This window comes from Sphingomonas immobilis (genome assembly GCF_030580995.1).
Classification (GTDB): Bacteria; Pseudomonadota; Alphaproteobacteria; order Sphingomonadales; family Sphingomonadaceae; genus Sphingomonas; species Sphingomonas immobilis.
Genome location: NZ_JAUQSZ010000002.1, coordinates 391566 through 406695 on the forward strand (window position 1 = coordinate 391566; position 15130 = coordinate 406695).

The 15130-nt window shown below is 67.8% G+C and carries 13 protein-coding genes; 8 read left to right on the forward strand and 5 right to left on the reverse strand.

The window, feature by feature from the left end; all coding sequences use genetic code 11:
* Window positions 1-87: 87 nt before the first annotated feature.
* The 5 genes from Q5H94_RS04955 to Q5H94_RS04975 all read left to right on the forward strand — a co-directional run bounded on the left by Q5H94_RS04955 (window position 88) and on the right by Q5H94_RS04975 (window position 6822).
* Window positions 88-1293 (forward strand): LL-diaminopimelate aminotransferase, encoded by a 1206-nt coding sequence (locus tag Q5H94_RS04955; protein WP_304560104.1) that lies wholly within the window; start codon window positions 88-90, stop codon window positions 1291-1293.
* A gap of 133 nt (window positions 1294-1426) precedes the next feature.
* On the forward strand, window positions 1427-3163 hold the full coding sequence (locus Q5H94_RS04960; RefSeq protein ID WP_304560105.1) for a sensor domain-containing diguanylate cyclase: 1737 nt from the start codon (window positions 1427-1429) through the stop codon (window positions 3161-3163).
* 110 nt (window positions 3164-3273) lie between these two features.
* Window positions 3274-3963 (forward strand): response regulator transcription factor, encoded by a 690-nt coding sequence (locus Q5H94_RS04965; RefSeq protein WP_304560106.1) that lies wholly within the window; start codon window positions 3274-3276, stop codon window positions 3961-3963.
* Window positions 3954-5513 (forward strand): sensor histidine kinase, encoded by a 1560-nt coding sequence (locus Q5H94_RS04970; RefSeq protein WP_304560107.1) that lies wholly within the window; start codon window positions 3954-3956, stop codon window positions 5511-5513. The genes Q5H94_RS04965 and Q5H94_RS04970 overlap by 10 nt, the downstream gene beginning before the upstream one ends.
* A 124-nt stretch (window positions 5514-5637) precedes the next feature.
* Window positions 5638-6822: a BaiN/RdsA family NAD(P)/FAD-dependent oxidoreductase gene (locus Q5H94_RS04975; RefSeq protein ID WP_304560108.1), complete on the forward strand. Its 1185-nt coding sequence runs from the start codon at window positions 5638-5640 to the stop codon at window positions 6820-6822.
* On the opposite strand, the gene Q5H94_RS04980 is transcribed toward Q5H94_RS04975, so the two are convergent.
* Together Q5H94_RS04980 and Q5H94_RS04985 are read right to left on the reverse strand one after the other, a co-directional pair.
* A complete protein-coding gene (locus tag Q5H94_RS04980; RefSeq protein ID WP_304560109.1) occupies window positions 6740-7942 on the reverse strand; it encodes an acyltransferase family protein in 1203 nt (400 codons plus the stop codon). The genes Q5H94_RS04975 and Q5H94_RS04980 overlap by 83 nt on opposite strands.
* A gap of 47 nt (window positions 7943-7989) precedes the next feature.
* A complete protein-coding gene (locus Q5H94_RS04985; protein ID WP_304560110.1) occupies window positions 7990-8151 on the reverse strand; it encodes a hypothetical protein in 162 nt (53 codons plus the stop codon).
* Window positions 8152-8305: 154 nt separating this feature from the next.
* Between Q5H94_RS04985 and Q5H94_RS04990 the strand changes: the two genes are divergently transcribed.
* Both Q5H94_RS04990 and hisC read left to right on the forward strand, forming a co-directional pair.
* On the forward strand, window positions 8306-10018 hold the full coding sequence (locus Q5H94_RS04990; RefSeq protein ID WP_304560111.1) for a DEAD/DEAH box helicase: 1713 nt from the start codon (window positions 8306-8308) through the stop codon (window positions 10016-10018).
* 33 nt (window positions 10019-10051) lie between these two features.
* Entirely contained in the window at window positions 10052-11146 is a 1095-nt protein-coding gene (hisC, locus tag Q5H94_RS04995) for a histidinol-phosphate transaminase (protein WP_304560112.1), read from the forward strand.
* A gap of 57 nt (window positions 11147-11203) precedes the next feature.
* On the opposite strand, the gene Q5H94_RS05000 is transcribed toward hisC, so the two are convergent.
* The gene (locus tag Q5H94_RS05000; RefSeq protein WP_304560113.1) at window positions 11204-12193 is read right to left on the reverse strand and encodes an aldo/keto reductase; all 990 of its coding nucleotides are present in this window, start codon (window positions 12191-12193) and stop codon (window positions 11204-11206) included.
* Window positions 12194-12289: 96 nt separating this feature from the next.
* On the opposite strand from Q5H94_RS05000, the gene Q5H94_RS05005 reads away from it, so the two are divergent.
* Complete coding sequence (locus Q5H94_RS05005; protein ID WP_304560114.1) at window positions 12290-13183, forward strand: LysR family transcriptional regulator; 894 nt, start codon at window positions 12290-12292, stop codon at window positions 13181-13183.
* 3 nt (window positions 13184-13186) lie between these two features.
* On the opposite strand, the gene Q5H94_RS05010 is transcribed toward Q5H94_RS05005, so the two are convergent.
* Window positions 13187-13366 carry a hypothetical protein gene (locus Q5H94_RS05010; protein WP_304560115.1) on the reverse strand — a complete coding sequence of 60 codons (180 nt, stop codon included), beginning with the start codon at window positions 13364-13366 and terminating at the stop codon, window positions 13187-13189.
* Between the two features lie 125 nt (window positions 13367-13491).
* Window positions 13492-15087, reverse strand: a complete 1596-nt coding sequence (locus Q5H94_RS05015; protein ID WP_304560116.1) for an isocitrate lyase — start codon at window positions 15085-15087, stop codon at window positions 13492-13494.
* Window positions 15088-15130 lie beyond the last annotated feature (43 nt).

Sequence of the window (15130 nt, forward strand, 5' to 3'; positions counted from 1 at the left end):
TTTTGCTTTCGCCGCGCGCGAATAGGGGTAGTATAGGCGCGGTGTTGCGCCTTTGCGACCACGCCAACCACGATTGGGAAAATTACCGTGTCCGACGAATTCTACCGCATGAAACGCCTGCCCCCGTACGTCATCGCCGAAGTCAACGGCATGCGGGCAGCGGCGCGTGCGGCGGGTGAGGACATCATCGATCTCGGCATGGGCAACCCCGATCTGCCGCCGCCCGAGCATGTGATCGAGAAGCTGATCGAGGTTTCGCGCAAGCCCGATGCGCACGGCTATTCGCAGTCGAAGGGCATCCCCGGCCTGCGCCGCGCGCAGGCGAACTACTACGGCCGCCGCTTCGGGGTCGAGCTCGATCCCGAGACCGAGGTGGTGGTCACGATGGGGTCGAAGGAGGGCCTCGCCAGCCTCGCCACCGCGATCACCGCGCCCGGCGATGTCGTGCTCGCGCCCAACCCGAGCTACCCGATCCACACCTTCGGCTTCATCATCGCAGGGGCCACGATCCGCGCGGTGCCGACGACGCCCGACGAGGCCTATTTCGAAGCGCTCGAGCGCGCGATGGCGTTCACCGTGCCGCGCCCGTCGATCCTGGTCGTCAATTATCCGTCGAACCCGACCGCCGAGACCGTCGATCTCGCTTTCTACGAGCGGCTTGTCGCCTGGGCAAAGGAGCATCAGGTCTGGATCATCTCCGACCTTGCCTATTCGGAACTCTATTACGACGGCAATCCGACCGTCTCGATCCTGCAGGTGAAGGGCGCGAAGGACGTCGCGATCGAATTCACCTCGCTGTCCAAGACCTATTCGATGGCGGGCTGGCGGATGGGCTTCGCGGTCGGCAACCCGAAGCTGATCGCGGCGATGACGCGGGTGAAGTCGTATCTCGATTACGGCGCGTTCACCCCGATCCAGGCCGCCGCCTGCGCCGCGCTCAACGGCCCGCAGGACATCGTCGAGAAGAACCGCCAGCTCTATCACAAGCGCCGCGACGTGCTGGTCGAGAGCTTCGGCCGCGCCGGCTGGGATATTCCGAGCCCGCGCGCCTCGATGTTCGCCTGGGCACCGCTCCCGCCCGCGCTCCAGCATCTCGGTAGCCTCGAATTCTCGAAGCAATTGCTCAGCCATGCCAAGGTCGCGGTGGCGCCCGGCGTCGGCTACGGCGAGAACGGCGAGGGCTTTGTCCGCATCGCGATGGTCGAGAACGAGCAGCGCCTGCGCCAGGCGGCGCGCAACGTGCGCAAATATCTGCAGAGCATGGGGGTCAACACACCCGCGCGTTCGGCCTGACGGACTTTCCCGCCGCCTGCGAATTGCCCGAAATGGAGCTTTTGCAGGCGGGCGTCGAAACGGGTCGTTAAGGGGAATCCCCTATCTCCCCGGCATGAGGTTTGGGGGTTGGTCACGCAGGCTGTGGGGAGCCGTGTTCGCGACGTTTGCGAGCTATGCAATCCTGACGTTCGCGGCGAGCGAGCTGATGCGGGCCGGCCATGGTATCGCGCTGATGTGGCTCGCCAACGGTCCGCTGCTCGCGGTGCTGTGCGCGGTGCCGACGCGGCGCTGGCCACCGCTGCTTGCGGCCGCATTCGCGGGCGGCTTGAGCGTGGCCTTGGCGCTCTATCCCCTGCATTGGGGTATGCCGTGCGTTATCGCGTCCGAAGTCGCGGAGGCCGCCATCGCGGCCTGGCTGTTGCGACGCTGGGACGTGGACGAGGGGCTGTTCCAGCGTGTCGGCACGGTGCCGCTGTTCGCGGGCGCGTGCATCGTCGCCGCCCTGGCGAGCGGCGTGCCGGTCGCGGCGATCGCGGCAGCGACCACCAACAACCCGTTTCCATGGATCCTGCGCGACTGGATGATCGGCCATGCGCTCGGGCTGCTGATTCTGACGCCGACCGCCTTCGTGCTGCTGCGCCGGGATGAATGGGCCGCGCTGTGGAGCCCGCGCCGCGCAGCCGTTGCGGTGGCGATGGTGGCACTGGTCTCGGGCACGGCGATCATCACCTTCGGGCAGGATCAATTGCCATTGCTGTTCCTGCCGGCGTTGCCGGTCGTGATCGCGACCTTCGCGATGCAGCGGGTCGGTGCCGCGCTCAGCATCGGCATCATCGCGGCGATTGGCGGCTATCTGACCGCGCATGGCCACGGCCCGGTCATGCTGATGCAGAGCAGCGCGGTCGCACACCTGCAATTCTTCCAGATCTATCTTGCCGCCCTGTTCGCGACCGCGTTGCCGATTGCGGCGATGCTGACGCAGCGTGCGGCACTGGTGCGCGATCTTGCGGAGAGCGAGGCGCGCTACCGCCTGCTCGCCGACAATGTCACCGACATCATGCTGACGCTCGCGCCCGACGCGACGATCCGCTTCGCTTCGCCTTCGGTGCGGGAGATCACGTCGCTCGATCCGGCAAGCCTGGTCGGTACGCCTGCGATAAATCTGGTGCTGGAGGACGATCGCGATCGTATTCGCGGCATCCGCCATGATGCGATGAACGCGCCAGGCCGCACCGTGTCGGTCGAATTCCGTGTGCGGAAGCCCGACGGGACGATCACCTGGTTCGAAAGCAATTTCCGCGCGGTCGAGCAGAGCGACACGGACGTCGCCGTCGTTTGCGTGCTGCGCGATCTTGGCGGCCGCAAGTCGCGCGAGGCGGAGCTCGAACGCGCCGCATCCACGGACGCGCTCACAGGCCTGCTCAACCGCAATGCCTTCCGGGACCGCGTCGTGGAGGGGCTGCGCAGCAACGATCCGCCTGGCGCGCTGGCGCTGATCGATCTCGATCATTTCAAGCAGGTCAACGATCGCCACGGCCATGCCGCGGGCGACGCCGCGCTGCTCGCGCTGGCCGATCTGCTGCGATCCAACCTGCGCGCCGAGGATGCGATCGGCCGGATCGGTGGCGAGGAATTCGCCATCCTCTTCGCCGGCCACACGCCGGGCCTGGCCGAGACGATCTGCGACCGGCTGCGCGAGGCGCTGGCGCATACCGAGATCCCGACCGGCATTCCCGGCGCCACCGATGTCTTTTCGATCACGATGAGCATCGGCGTCGTGCCGCTTGCGGCAGGGGCGGGGGCGGAAGAGCATTTCGCCAGCGCCGACGCCGCGCTTTACCGTGCCAAGGCACAGGGCCGGAACCGCACCGAGCGCGCCCAGGTCTGACCGCACGTGCGACTGCACGAAAAATGCACAGGCGGCGGATCATGCGTCGATCCCCCGCCGCTACGCACCCGGTTGACCGCAACCACCGGGACGCTGAGAATATGAAGCTCATGAGCCGCCACATCCTCGTCGTCGATGACGATCCGCATATCCGCGAGCTGCTCGCCTTCGCGCTGACCAAGGCGGGGATGATGGTGAGCGAGGCGGGCGACGGCGAGGCGGCACTGGCCGAGATCGGCCGGCGGATGCCCGATCTGATGATCCTCGACATCAACATGCCGCGCCTCGACGGGCTCGAGACCTGCCGGCGATTGCGCGGGGGGACGAGCGAGCAGGCAAGTCTGCCGATCCTGTTCCTGTCCTCGCGCGACGACGAGATCGACCGTATCGTCGGCATCGAGATCGGCGGCGACGATTATGTCGTGAAGCCGTTCTCCCCGCGCGAGGTCGTCGCGCGCGTCGGCGCGATCCTGAAGCGCGGGACCGCGCCGCAGCCGAAGGTCGCGCGGATCGACCACGGCCGCCTCGCGCTCGATCCCGAGAGCTGGGAGGCGCGGTGGGACGATGCGCCGGTCGCGCTCACCGCCACCGAGTTCGAGCTGCTGGCGTTGCTGGCGGGCCTGCCCGCGCGCGTCTTTACCCGCGACATGATCATCGACCGGCTGCACGGCCCCGGCTTCGCGATCACCGACCGCACGATCGACAGCCATGTCCGCAACCTGCGCGCGAAATTCCCGCACGGCGCGGACCTGATCGAGACGCGCGCGGGGATCGGCTACCGGATCGGCGCTTGCGGTTGATCGCAGCCTTAAAGGCGGTTGCGAAACGGCACTGGCCACAGCTTCGCATCCGCACGATCCTGTTCGGGACATTGCTGTTCGTGGCGGCGCTGCCCGGCGTGGCGGCGCTGTTCCTGCGCGTCTATGAGAACACCATCGTCCAGCAGACCGAGGCCGAGCTGATAGCACAAGGCGCGGTGATCGCGTCGGCGTACAAGGTCGCGTGGCGTGGCGGCGTGCCCGATCCGACGCCGCGCCGGCTCGCGCCCGAATATCCCAGCATCGACCTGCGCGGGATGCCGATCCTGCCCTCCAACCTCGCGACCTCGGCGCGGTTCAGGCCCGATCCGCGCGCGGCCCGCGCCGCCAGAGCGACGCTGCCGATCGCCAGCGACGCGGTGGCGGTGACGCTGACGGCGACGCGATTGCTCGACGCCCACGGCATCACGCTGATCGGGCGCGACGATGTCGGCGTGTCCTATGCCGGCCTGCCCGAGGTGCGCGCGGCGCTGGCCGGGCGGCCCATGACGGTGCTGCGCGCGCGCAGCCATGCCGAGCTGCAGAGCTGGCAGGCGGTGCTCAGCCGCGCTTACGCGATCCGCGTGCATCACGCGCGGCCCGTCATCGACGGCGGCAAGGTAATCGGCGTGGTGATGCTGTCGCGCTCCCCGCGCGGGCTGTTCGTCGGGCTCTATCAGGATCGCGGCTCGATCATCCTCGGCATCGGCCTGATCTTCGCGACGTTGCTGGTGCTGGTGGCTCTCCTCTCGCGCGGCATTGCGCGCCCGATCCGGGCGCTTGCCCGCGCCTCCGAGGATGTCGCGCGCGGGCCGGTGCAGGTGCCCGAGACGCCCGTCACCGCCGCCATCGAGATCGCCCAGCTCTACGACAATTTCCGCAGCATGGCCGAACGGATCGAGCGCCGATCGCGCTACCTCAAGGATTTCGCCGCCGCCGTCAGCCATGAGTTCAAGACGCCGATCGCGGGGATACGCGGCGCGATCGAACTGCTCGACGATCACGGCGAGAGCATGAGCGCCGAGGAACGCCGCCGCTTCCTCGGCAATGCGAGCGCCGATGCCGACCGGCTCGCGCGGCTCGTCCAGCGGCTGCTCGATCTCGCGCGCGCCGACATGACGACGATCGACGCGGACGCCCGCGCCGACGTGACGGACGCGGCGCGACGGGTGGCCGATTCGTTTCGGAGCGATGCGTTCGCGGTGCTGGTCGAGGGTGCGCAGGTGCCGCCGGCGCGCGTTACGGCGGCGGCGATCGAGACGATCCTCGAGACCGTGGTCGAGAATGCGCGGCAGGCCGGGGCGACGCGCGTGACGATCCGCATCGCGCACGCGGACGGCGTGCGGATCGCGGTCGGCGACGATGGCCCCGGCATCGCGCCCGCCGACATGGAGCGCATCTTCGAGCCCTTCTTCACCGGCCGCCGCGAAGAGGGCGGGGCAGGCCTCGGCCTCGCCATCGCCCGCTCGCTGCTGGCGGCGAGCGGCGGGACGATCCGGGCGGTGACGGTTGAGCGGGGGGCGTGTTTCGAGATTTGTCTGGTGGCTGCCTAGATCCCCCTCCCGCCTGCGGGAGGGGTTAGGGGAGGGCCTGTCCAGCATCACTTCCCGACGTAATCGCGGAACTGCCCTCCCCCAGCCCCTCCCGCAAGCGGGAGGGGAGCGCTAAGGGCGTCCGATGAAACCAGAAACCTACGATGCGATCATCCTCGGCGCGGGTGCCGCCGGCATGATGTGCGCGGCCGTCGCCGGGCAGCGCGGCAAGCGCGTGCTGCTGATCGACCATGCCGACGAGCCCGGCAAGAAAATCCTCATCTCGGGTGGCGGGCGGTGTAATTTCACCAATATCCACACCGCGCCCGACCGCTACCTTTCCGCAAACCCGCATTTCGCCAAGTCGGCGCTGGGCCGCTACACGGCGGCGGATTTCATCGCGCTGGTCGATGGCTACGGCATCGCCTGGCACGAAAAGACGCTCGGGCAATTGTTCTGCGACGGCTCGGCCAAGCAGATCGTCGCGATGTTGCTGGAGGAATGTGCGAAGGGCGGCGTCGCCGTCGCGCTCGGCGAGGCGGCGAGCGTGGAGCATGGCGACGGCCAGTACCGCGTCACTTACGGTACGCGCACCGCCTCCGCGCCCGCGCTCGTCGTCGCGACCGGCGGCCCGGCCATTCCGCAGATCGGCGCGACCGGTTTCGCCTATGATCTCGCGCGGCGCTTCGGCCTCAAGGTGGTCGAGCCGCGCCCGGCGCTGGTGCCGCTGACGCTCGGCGGCGACGAGACGTTGTTCCGCGCGCTGTCGGGCGTCGCGACCGAGGTCGTCGCTCGTGCGGGTAAGGCGGCTTTCCGCGAGGCGGCGCTCTTTACGCATCGCGGCCTGTCGGGGCCGGCGATCCTGCAAGTGTCGTCTTACTGGCGGCACGGCGAGAGCGTCGGGATCGACTTCCTGCCGTCGCTCAGCCCCGACTGGCTGCTCGCCGCCAAGCGCAATCGCCCGCGCACCACGCTGGCCGCCGCGCTCGACAATCACATCCCCGCGCGCCTCGCCGAGACGCTGGCCGACGGGATCGGCATCGAGGGCGAGCTTCACGCATGCACCGACAAGGCGCTGGATGCCGCGGCGCGGAAGCTCGCCGACTGGCGCTTCTTCCCCAACGGCACGGAGGGGTTTGCCAAGGCCGAGGTGACGGCGGGCGGCATCGCCACCGCTGGCCTCTCCTCGCAGACGATGGAAGCGCGTACCGTCCCCGGCCTCTATGCGATCGGCGAGGCGGTAGACGTCACCGGGTGGCTGGGAGGCTATAATTTCCAGTGGGCATGGGCCAGCGGCTGGGCGGCGGGGATGGCGCTTTCCCGGACGTAGCGGGCGCCGTGCCACCGTAGAGCAGCCGCAACAGCGCCACGCGCTCGACCAGCGCGGCAAGCCCCGCCGAGATCGCCAGCGCCGCCGCCGTCACGAACAGGAACGCCGGTCCCGCCGGCAGCGACCAATGATCGGCGAGCAGCGCCAGCCAGGCGATGACCGGCACATGCACGAGGTAGATCGTGAACGATCGCCGCACGATGCGATCGACCATCGCGCTCGGCCGGTCGAAGGCGCGGCGCGCGCCCGCGATGATCGATTGCGTCACCAGCAACGCCGCGATCGATCCGGCGAAGCGATAGACCGGCGGCGGGGCCGTCTTGAACAGCATCAGACTGCCGGCGACCGCGACTACCGCCAGCACCGTCCAGCGCCAATCGAAGCGGGTGAAGGCCTCGCGCCCCTGCGGGCTGCGCTGCAGGACCAGACCGATGCCGAACCACGGCAGCGCGCCGAGCAGATCATCGAGGCGCAGGATTTCCTGCGGGATCGTGGTGTTGAGGTGCGCCGTGTAGAAAGTCTCGATTGCTCCGGCTTCGAACAGCCCCGCGAGCGTCGCCACCGCGAGTAGTGCCGCGAGCGGGTGCCGCGCCACCCAGCCGTCCGCGCCCACCGGCAGGCGCAACGTCCGCAGCGATGGCACCGCCCGGACAGCAAGCGCCGCACCGCCGCTCAGATAGAGCAGGACGATGAGGAACCAGAGGTGCCGCACCCAATAGCCGCCCGACGTCAGCGACAGGTTCCAGAACGATGCCAGCGCAGCGCCCGGCGCAAAGTTCGACAATTCGCAGGCGATGTTGAGGACCGGGATGAGCGTCAGCAGCGCCGCGACCAATGGTACGCCCAGCCGCATCACGCGCCCGCGCAGCCAATCTCCGGGTGCGCGGCGCGCCAGCAGCATCGCCGCGAAATAGCCCGCGACGAGGAAGAAGGCGGGCATGCGGAACAGGTGGATTGCCTCTGCCGCATAATCGAGCACGATCGAGTGGTTGTGCGTGGCGACGATCCACCATCCGGTCTGGAAGGCGAGCGCCGCGTGGAAGGGGATGCCGAGCAGCATGAGCAGCGCCCGGGTCGCGTCCCAATAATGCTCGCGGCTGGCGGTCGCGGTGTGTGTCATTCCAGGAGAAAATGCGCGGATGCGCCATTCGGTCCCGGTCCGAAACTCTAGTCGGCGATGCGCCAGGCTCCGTTCGTCCGAATCATCGGCTTGCGGCACCATTTGCAGATGCTTCGCCGCTCGCCGTCGATCATGCGCGAATGATCGTGGCTACGACGGTGCGCGCCCCACAGGCAGGCGAGGTAGGGAATATTGTCCTTCCAGGCCATGCGCCCCTCCTTTTGCCCGGCGATCATAGCATCGCGGCGATGCCGCGTAATCTGACAAAGGCGTTATCCGCGTGACACCCGTCGCGTTTTGCGCGCGACTATGTTAAGGGCTGCCTTTGCCGCGCACCGCCGCCGCCCCCATATCCGGACGATCATGCCCTTCACACACCTCCCCGCGCTTCTTGGCGAAGCGCTTGTCTCGCGTGGCTATGCCGCGCCCACGCCTGTCCAGGCCGCCGTCATCCAGCCAGAAGCCGAAGGCCGCGATCTGATCGTCTCGGCGCAGACCGGATCGGGCAAGACCGTCGCCTTCGGCCTCGCCATCGCCCCGCAGCTGCTGACCGAGGACGGCAAGCTGCCGAGCCCGCGCGCCCCGCTCGCGCTCGCCATCGCGCCGACGCGCGAACTGGCGCTGCAGGTCAGCCGCGAGCTGGAATGGCTCTACGCCAAGGCCGGCGCACGCATCTCGACCTGCGTTGGCGGCATGGACGCCAGCCGCGAGCGCCGCTCGCTCAGCCACGGCGCGCATATCGTCGTCGGCACGCCGGGCCGCCTGCGCGACCATATCGAGCGCGGCGCGCTCGACCTGTCCGACCTGCGCGTCGCGATCCTCGACGAAGCCGACGAGATGCTCGACATGGGCTTCCGCGAGGATCTCGAGCAGATCCTCGACGCGACGCCCGATGGCCGCCGCACGCTCCTCTTCTCGGCGACGATGCCCAAGTCGATCGTTGCGCTCGCCAAGCGCTACCAGAAGGATGCCTTGCGCATCTCGACCGTGGGCGAGGATCGCGGGCACGGCGACATCAGCTATCAGGCCGTTACCGTCGCACCCGCCGATATCGAGAATGCCGTCGTCAACCTGCTGCGCCTGCACGAGGCCGAGACGGCGATCCTGTTCTGCGCGACGCGCGACAATGTCCGCCACCTCCATGCCGGGCTGATCGAGCGCGGCTTCTCGGCCGTGGCGCTGTCGGGCGAGCATAGCCAGAACGAGCGCAACGCCGCGCTGCAGGCGCTGCGCGACCGCCGCGCGCGCGTCTGCGTCGCGACCGACGTCGCGGCGCGCGGCATCGATCTGCCGACCGTCACACTCGTCATCCATGTCGAGCTGCCGCGCGATGCCGAGACGCTGCAGCACCGCTCGGGCCGCACCGGCCGCGCAGGCAAGAAGGGCACCGCGGTCCTGATCGTGCCGTATCAGCGCAAGCGCCGCGTCGAGATGATGCTGCGCGGCGCGCGCATCGCGGTCGAATGGCTCAATCCGCCGACGGTCGACGATATCCGCAAGGCCGATCACGAGCGCCTGCTCACGCAGCTCATGGAGCCGGTCGAGGTCGATGACGATGACCGCGCGCTCGCCGCGAAGCTGCTCGAGACGAAGAGTGCGGAGGATATCGCCGCGGCCCTCGTCCGCTCGTACCGCGCGCGCATGCCGGCGCCCGAGGAAATGCTGGAGCAGGGCGGATCGTCCGAGCGCGCGCCGGGCAAGGAGCATCACCGCGAAGGGTTCGACGACGTCGTCTGGTTCCGCATGGACATCGGGCGCAGGCAAAATGCCGATCCGCGCTGGATCCTGCCGCTGATCTGCCGCCGCGGTCATATCACCAAGAACGAGGTCGGCGCGATTCGCATCGCCCCGAACGAGACCGCCTTCCAGATTCCGCGCGCGTTGGCGGGCAAGTTCATCGCCTCGGTGAAGCGCACGGCGGGCGAGGAGGCGGAAGGCAACGTCCGTTTCGAGGCGCTGCAGGGCAGTCCGCAGGAGGCCCCGCGCGGACCCCGGCGCGCCAATGGCCCGGCGCCGGTACGTCACGCGCCGCGCCCGACGCTCCGTCCCGGTGGAAGAGACCGTCCGCGGGGGTAGCGTTGGCAGGGTCCGGGCGCTAAGCGGCTGCGAATGAACGGACCCAAACCCAAAGACTGGATCATGGCGATCGCCCCCTATGTGCCGGGGCGATCCAAGACCGACGACGGCAAACCCGTCATCAAGCTGTCCTCGAACGAAAATCCGCTCGGCACCAGCCCGGAGGCCGTGGCGGCCTTCACCGCGCATGCCGCCGATCTCGCACGCTATCCCGACGCCGGCGCGGTCGCTTTGCGGGAAGCGATTGCGGCGAAATACGATCTCGACCCGGACCGGATCATCTACGGCACCGGATCGGACGAAGTTCTGCACCTCGTCGCGGGTGCCTATGCGGGGCCGGGCGACGAGATCATCCACGTCCGCTACGGCTTCGCGGTCTACGAGATCGCGACGCGGCGCGTGGGCGCTTTGCCCGTCATCGCGCGCGACAAGGATTATGCGACCGACGTCGATGCGATCCTGGCGGCGCTGACGCCAAAGACGCGGCTGATCTACATCGCCAATCCCAACAACCCGACCGGCACCTTCATCGACAAGGCCGAGATCGCGCGGCTGCACGCCAATCTGCCCGGCCGGGTGATGCTGGTGATCGACCAGGCCTATGCCGAATATCTCGCGCCCGACAATGACGACGGCGGGCTGGAGCTGGCCAAGACCGCGCCGAACGTGGTAATCACGCGCACCTTCTCGAAGATCCACGGCCTTGCTGCCGAGCGGATCGGCTGGGGCTACGGCTCGGCGGAAGCCGTGGCGGCGATGCACCGCATCCGCGCGCCGTTCTGCGTGACCACCGCCGGGCAATCGGCCGCGATCGCCGCGATCAACGCCGATGCGTTCATCGATGCGACACGCGCGCACAACGACCAGTGGCGGGCGTGGTTTTCGGACGAGATCGCCAAGCTCGGCAATGCCGGCCTGCGTGCCGTGCCGAGCGAGGCGAACTTCGTCCTCGTCCTGTTCGAAGGCGATGTGACGGCGGAGACCGCCTACAACCAGCTGATGGCGCGCGGCTATATCGTCCGCTGGCTGCCGGGACAGGGGCTGGCGAACGGCCTGCGCATCACCATCGGCACCGAGGCGGAAACGACCGGCGTCGCTGCGGCGCTGCGCGAGATCGTCGGAGGTTAGAGCTTCCGCGTCACCCCGGCTCAAGGTGCGTCCGGGTCGGGGTGACGAACGGGTGCCCTAGCGCCCGACCACCTGCATCATTTCCGGCCGGTAGCGGTCGCCCTCGATCGGGATCGCGGCCACCGCCGTATCGATCTTTTCCAGATCGCCCGCGCCCAGCGCCACGTCGGCCGCGCCGAGATTTTCCTCGAGCCGGGCGAGCTTGGTCGTGCCCGGGATCGGTGCGATCCACGGCCGCTTGGCGAGCAGCCAGGCCAGCGCGATCTGTGCAGGCGTCGCGCCTTTGTCCGCCGCGACCGTCTTGATGAGATCGACGAGCGCCAGATTCCTGTCGAGCGCATCGGGTGCGAAACGCGGCAGGTTGGCGCGGAAATCGTTTTTCGCGAGTTCGGTATCCCTGCCGATCGCGCCGGTCAGGAAACCGCGCCCCAGCGGGCTGTACGGCACGAGCCCGATGCCGAGTTCCTCGCACACGGCGAGGATGCCATTATCCTCGACGGCGCGTTCCCACAACGAATATTCGTTCTGGATCGCCGCCACCGGCTGCACCGCGTGCGCGCGCCGCACCGTCCCGACGCCGGGTTCGGACAGGCCGAAATGCTTTACCTTGCCCTCCGCGATCAGATCCTTGACCGCACCCGCCACCTCCTCGATCGGCACGTCGGGATCGACGCGGTGCTGGTAGAGCAGGTCGATCGTCTCGATGCCGAGCCGCTTCAACGAAGCCTCGGCCACGGCACGGATATGCTCGGGCCGGCTGTCGAGGCCGCCCGGCACGCCGTCCTGAATCTTGAAGCCGAACTTGGTCGCGATCACCACCTGATCGCGGACCGGCTTCAGCGCCGCGCCGACAATTTCCTCGTTGATGAAGGGGCCGTAGACCTCGGCGGTATCGAAGAACGTCACGCCGCGCTCAACCGCCTGCCGGATCAGCGCGACACCGTCTTCGGTGCTCAGTGCGGAATTGTAGGCATGGCTGATACCCATGCAGCCGAGGCCGAGCGCCGAAACCTCGAGGCCGCTATTTCCAAGAACACGCTTCTGCATCGCCAAGTCTCCTGATGGGGCAGCCGACAGATGGGGTGGCGTCCGGTGAGCGATTAGATCATGGAAACGGCATGAAGCGATACCCGGCATTCATATATGCGGCGTGAGGAGCTGGTCGATCTCAACGCCTTCCTGACGGTGGCGGAGGCACGTAGCTTCACGCGCGCGGCGGCGGTGCTGGGCACGTCGCAGTCCGCGCTCAGCCATACCATCCGGCGGCTGGAGACGCGGCTGGGTGTGCGGCTGCTGACGCGCACCACGCGCAGCGTCGCCGCGACCGAGGCGGGCGAGCGGCTGCTGGCGACGCTCCGCCCGGCGCTCGACACTATCGCCGCGGAACTGACGTCGCTCGGCGATCTGCGCGAGAGGCCGGCCGGCAAGATCCGCATCACGCTCACCGATCACGCCGCCGAGAATCTGGTGTGGCCGCGCCTCGTTCCGCTGCTGCGGGAATATCCCGATATCCATGTCGAGCTGAGTATCGACATGGGCTTCACCGACATCGTCGCCAATCGCTTCGATGCGGGGGTTAGATTGGGCGAAGCGCTCGCCAAGGACATGATCGCGGTGCCGATCGGGCCCGAAGTGCGGATGGTGGTGGTGGGATCGCCTGACTATTTCGCACGCCACCCGGCGCCGCGCAGCCCGCAAGACTTGGGCACACACCGCTGCATCAACCAGCGGCTGGCGAGCTCCGGTGGCTTCTACGCCTGGGAACTGGAGAAGGACGGGCGCGAGGTGCGTGTCCGCGTCGAGGGGCCGGCCGCCTTCAACAGCAGCCGGATGGTGGCGGGCGCGGCGGTGGCCGGGCTCGGCCTCGCCTTCGCGATGGAGGATTCGATCACCGCCGAGCTGGCCAACGGGCGGCTGGTCCGCGTGCTGGAGGACTGGTGCCCGCCGTTTGCGGGCTACCACCTCTATTACCCCAGCCGGCGGCAGCCCTCGGCGGCCTTCAGTCTGCTCGTCGAGGCGCTGCGCTGGCGGGGGTGAGAGTCAGCCCAGCCGGCCGAGGCGGTGGTAGAGATTGCTGTACTTCACCGACTCGGGCTCGTCCTTGATCGCCTGCGTGTAGTGCGCGACGGCGGTGCGCAGGAGTTTGAAATCCTCGTTCGAGAAGACCGGTCGGGCCTGGGCGGGTTCGGGACGCTTGAGGGTTTCGGTCTCGGTGGTCATGGATGCTCTCCTTGAGGTGGTTCTGGTGAGATGCGTCGCGGCGAAGCCGCGCCGTCGGACGGCGGCTTTGCCGCCGCCGGCCGGGCGTGTCCGTCTCGGGGGCAGCGTGGCTGCCCCCGTGCGGATCACGCCGCGAACTGGTTCATCGTATTGTGCGCTCCGCCGGCCTTCAGCGCGGCCTCTCCGGCGAAATACTCCTTGTGGTCGTCGCCGATGTCGCTGCCCGACATATTCTGATGCTTCACGCAGGCGATGCCCTCGCGGATTTCCTTGCGCTGCACGCCCTTCACGTAGCCGAGCATCCCCGCGTCGCCGAAATACTCCTTGGCGAGATTGTCGGTCGACAGCGCCGCCGTGTGATAGGTCGGCAGCGTGATGAGATGGTGGAAAATGCCCGCCCGTGCCGCCGCGTCCTTCTGGAAGGTGCGGATGCGCTCGTCGGCCTCGTCGGCCAGTGGCGTGCCGTCGTAATCGACCGACATCAGCCGTGCGCGGTCATAGTCCGACACGTCCTGCCCGCCTTCCGACCACGCATCGAACACCTGCTGGCGGAAGTTGAGCGTCCAGTTGAAGCTCGGCGAATTGTTGTAGACCAGCTTGGCGTTGGGGATCACCTCGCGGATGCGGTCGACCATGCTCGCGATCTGCTCGATGTGCGGCTTCTCGGTCTCGATCCACAGCAGGTCGGCGCCGTGCTGGAGCGAGGTGATGCAGTCGAGCACGCAGCGATCCGCGCCCGTGCCCTTGCGGAACTCGAACAGGTTCGAGGGCAGGCGCTTGGGCCGCAGCAGCTTGCCGTCGCGGTTGAGGATGACGTCGCCGTTCTTCGCCGTCGCCGGGTCGATCTCCTCGCAGTCGAGGAAGCTGTTGTAGAGATCGCCGATATCGCCCGGCTCCTTGGAGACGGCGATCTGCTTGGTGAGGCCCGCGCCGAGCGAATCCGTGCGCGTGACGATGATGCCGTCCTCCACGCCGAGTTCCAAAAAGGCGTAGCGGCAGGCGCGGACCTTCGCGAGGAAGTCCTCGTGCGGCACCGTCACCTTGCCGTCCTGATGGCCGCACTGCTTCTCGTCGCTGACCTGGTTCTCGATCTGCAGCGCGCAGGCACCGGCCTCGATCATCTTCTTGGCGAGCAGATAGGTCGCCTCGGCATTGCCGAAGCCCGCATCGATATCGGCGATGATCGGCACGACATGCGTCTCATAGGTGTCGATCGCGTGCAGCAGGCGCTGCGCCTCGATTTCGTTGCCGGTCTCGCGCGCCTTGTCGAGCTCGCGGAACATCATGCCCAGCTCGCGCGCGTCGGCTTGGCGCAGGAAGGTGTAGAGTTCCTCGATCAGCGCCGGAACGCTGGTCTTTTCGTGCATCGACTGATCGGGCAGCGGCCCGAAGTCGCTGCGCAGCGCCGCGACCATCCAGCCCGAGAGATAGAGGTAGCGGCCCTTGGTAGTGCCGAAATGCTTCTTGATCGAAATCATCTTCTGCTGGCCGATGAAGCCGTGCCAGCAGCCGAGCGACTGAGTGTAGTCGGCCGGGTTCACGTCGTAGGCGGCCATGTCGCGGCGCATGATCGCGGCGGTGTACCGCGCGATGTCGAGCCCGGTCTGGAAACGGTTCTGCAATCGCATCCGCGCGACCGATTCGGCGTCGATGCCGTCCCAGGTGCCGTTGAAGCTGGAGATCAACTGGCCGGTGCGGGCGATCTGGTCTTGGTAGGTCACGGATGATTGTCCTTGCAGGTGTAAGTTGCAAGGATCAATACAT

What these genes read in the sequence shown, in the direction of transcription:
- Q5H94_RS04980 (WP_304560109.1), bottom strand. Translation starts at nt 7,942, where the DNA reads ATGACACACACCGCGACCGCCAGCCGCGAGCATTATTGGGACGCGACC.
- Q5H94_RS05010 (WP_304560115.1), bottom strand. Translation starts at nt 13,366, where the DNA reads ATGACCACCGAGACCGAAACCCTCAAGCGTCCCGAACCCGCCCAGGCC.
- Q5H94_RS04985 (WP_304560110.1), bottom strand. Translation starts at nt 8,151, where the DNA reads ATGGCCTGGAAGGACAATATTCCCTACCTCGCCTGCCTGTGGGGCGCG.
- Q5H94_RS04975 (WP_304560108.1), top strand. Translation starts at nt 5,638, where the DNA reads ATGAAACCAGAAACCTACGATGCGATCATCCTCGGCGCGGGTGCCGCC.
- Q5H94_RS05005 (WP_304560114.1), top strand. Translation starts at nt 12,290, where the DNA reads ATGCGGCGTGAGGAGCTGGTCGATCTCAACGCCTTCCTGACGGTGGCG.
- Q5H94_RS04965 (WP_304560106.1), top strand. Translation starts at nt 3,274, where the DNA reads ATGAGCCGCCACATCCTCGTCGTCGATGACGATCCGCATATCCGCGAG.
- Q5H94_RS05000 (WP_304560113.1), bottom strand. Translation starts at nt 12,193, where the DNA reads ATGCAGAAGCGTGTTCTTGGAAATAGCGGCCTCGAGGTTTCGGCGCTC.
- hisC (WP_304560112.1), top strand. Translation starts at nt 10,052, where the DNA reads ATGAACGGACCCAAACCCAAAGACTGGATCATGGCGATCGCCCCCTAT.
- Q5H94_RS04990 (WP_304560111.1), top strand. Translation starts at nt 8,306, where the DNA reads ATGCCCTTCACACACCTCCCCGCGCTTCTTGGCGAAGCGCTTGTCTCG.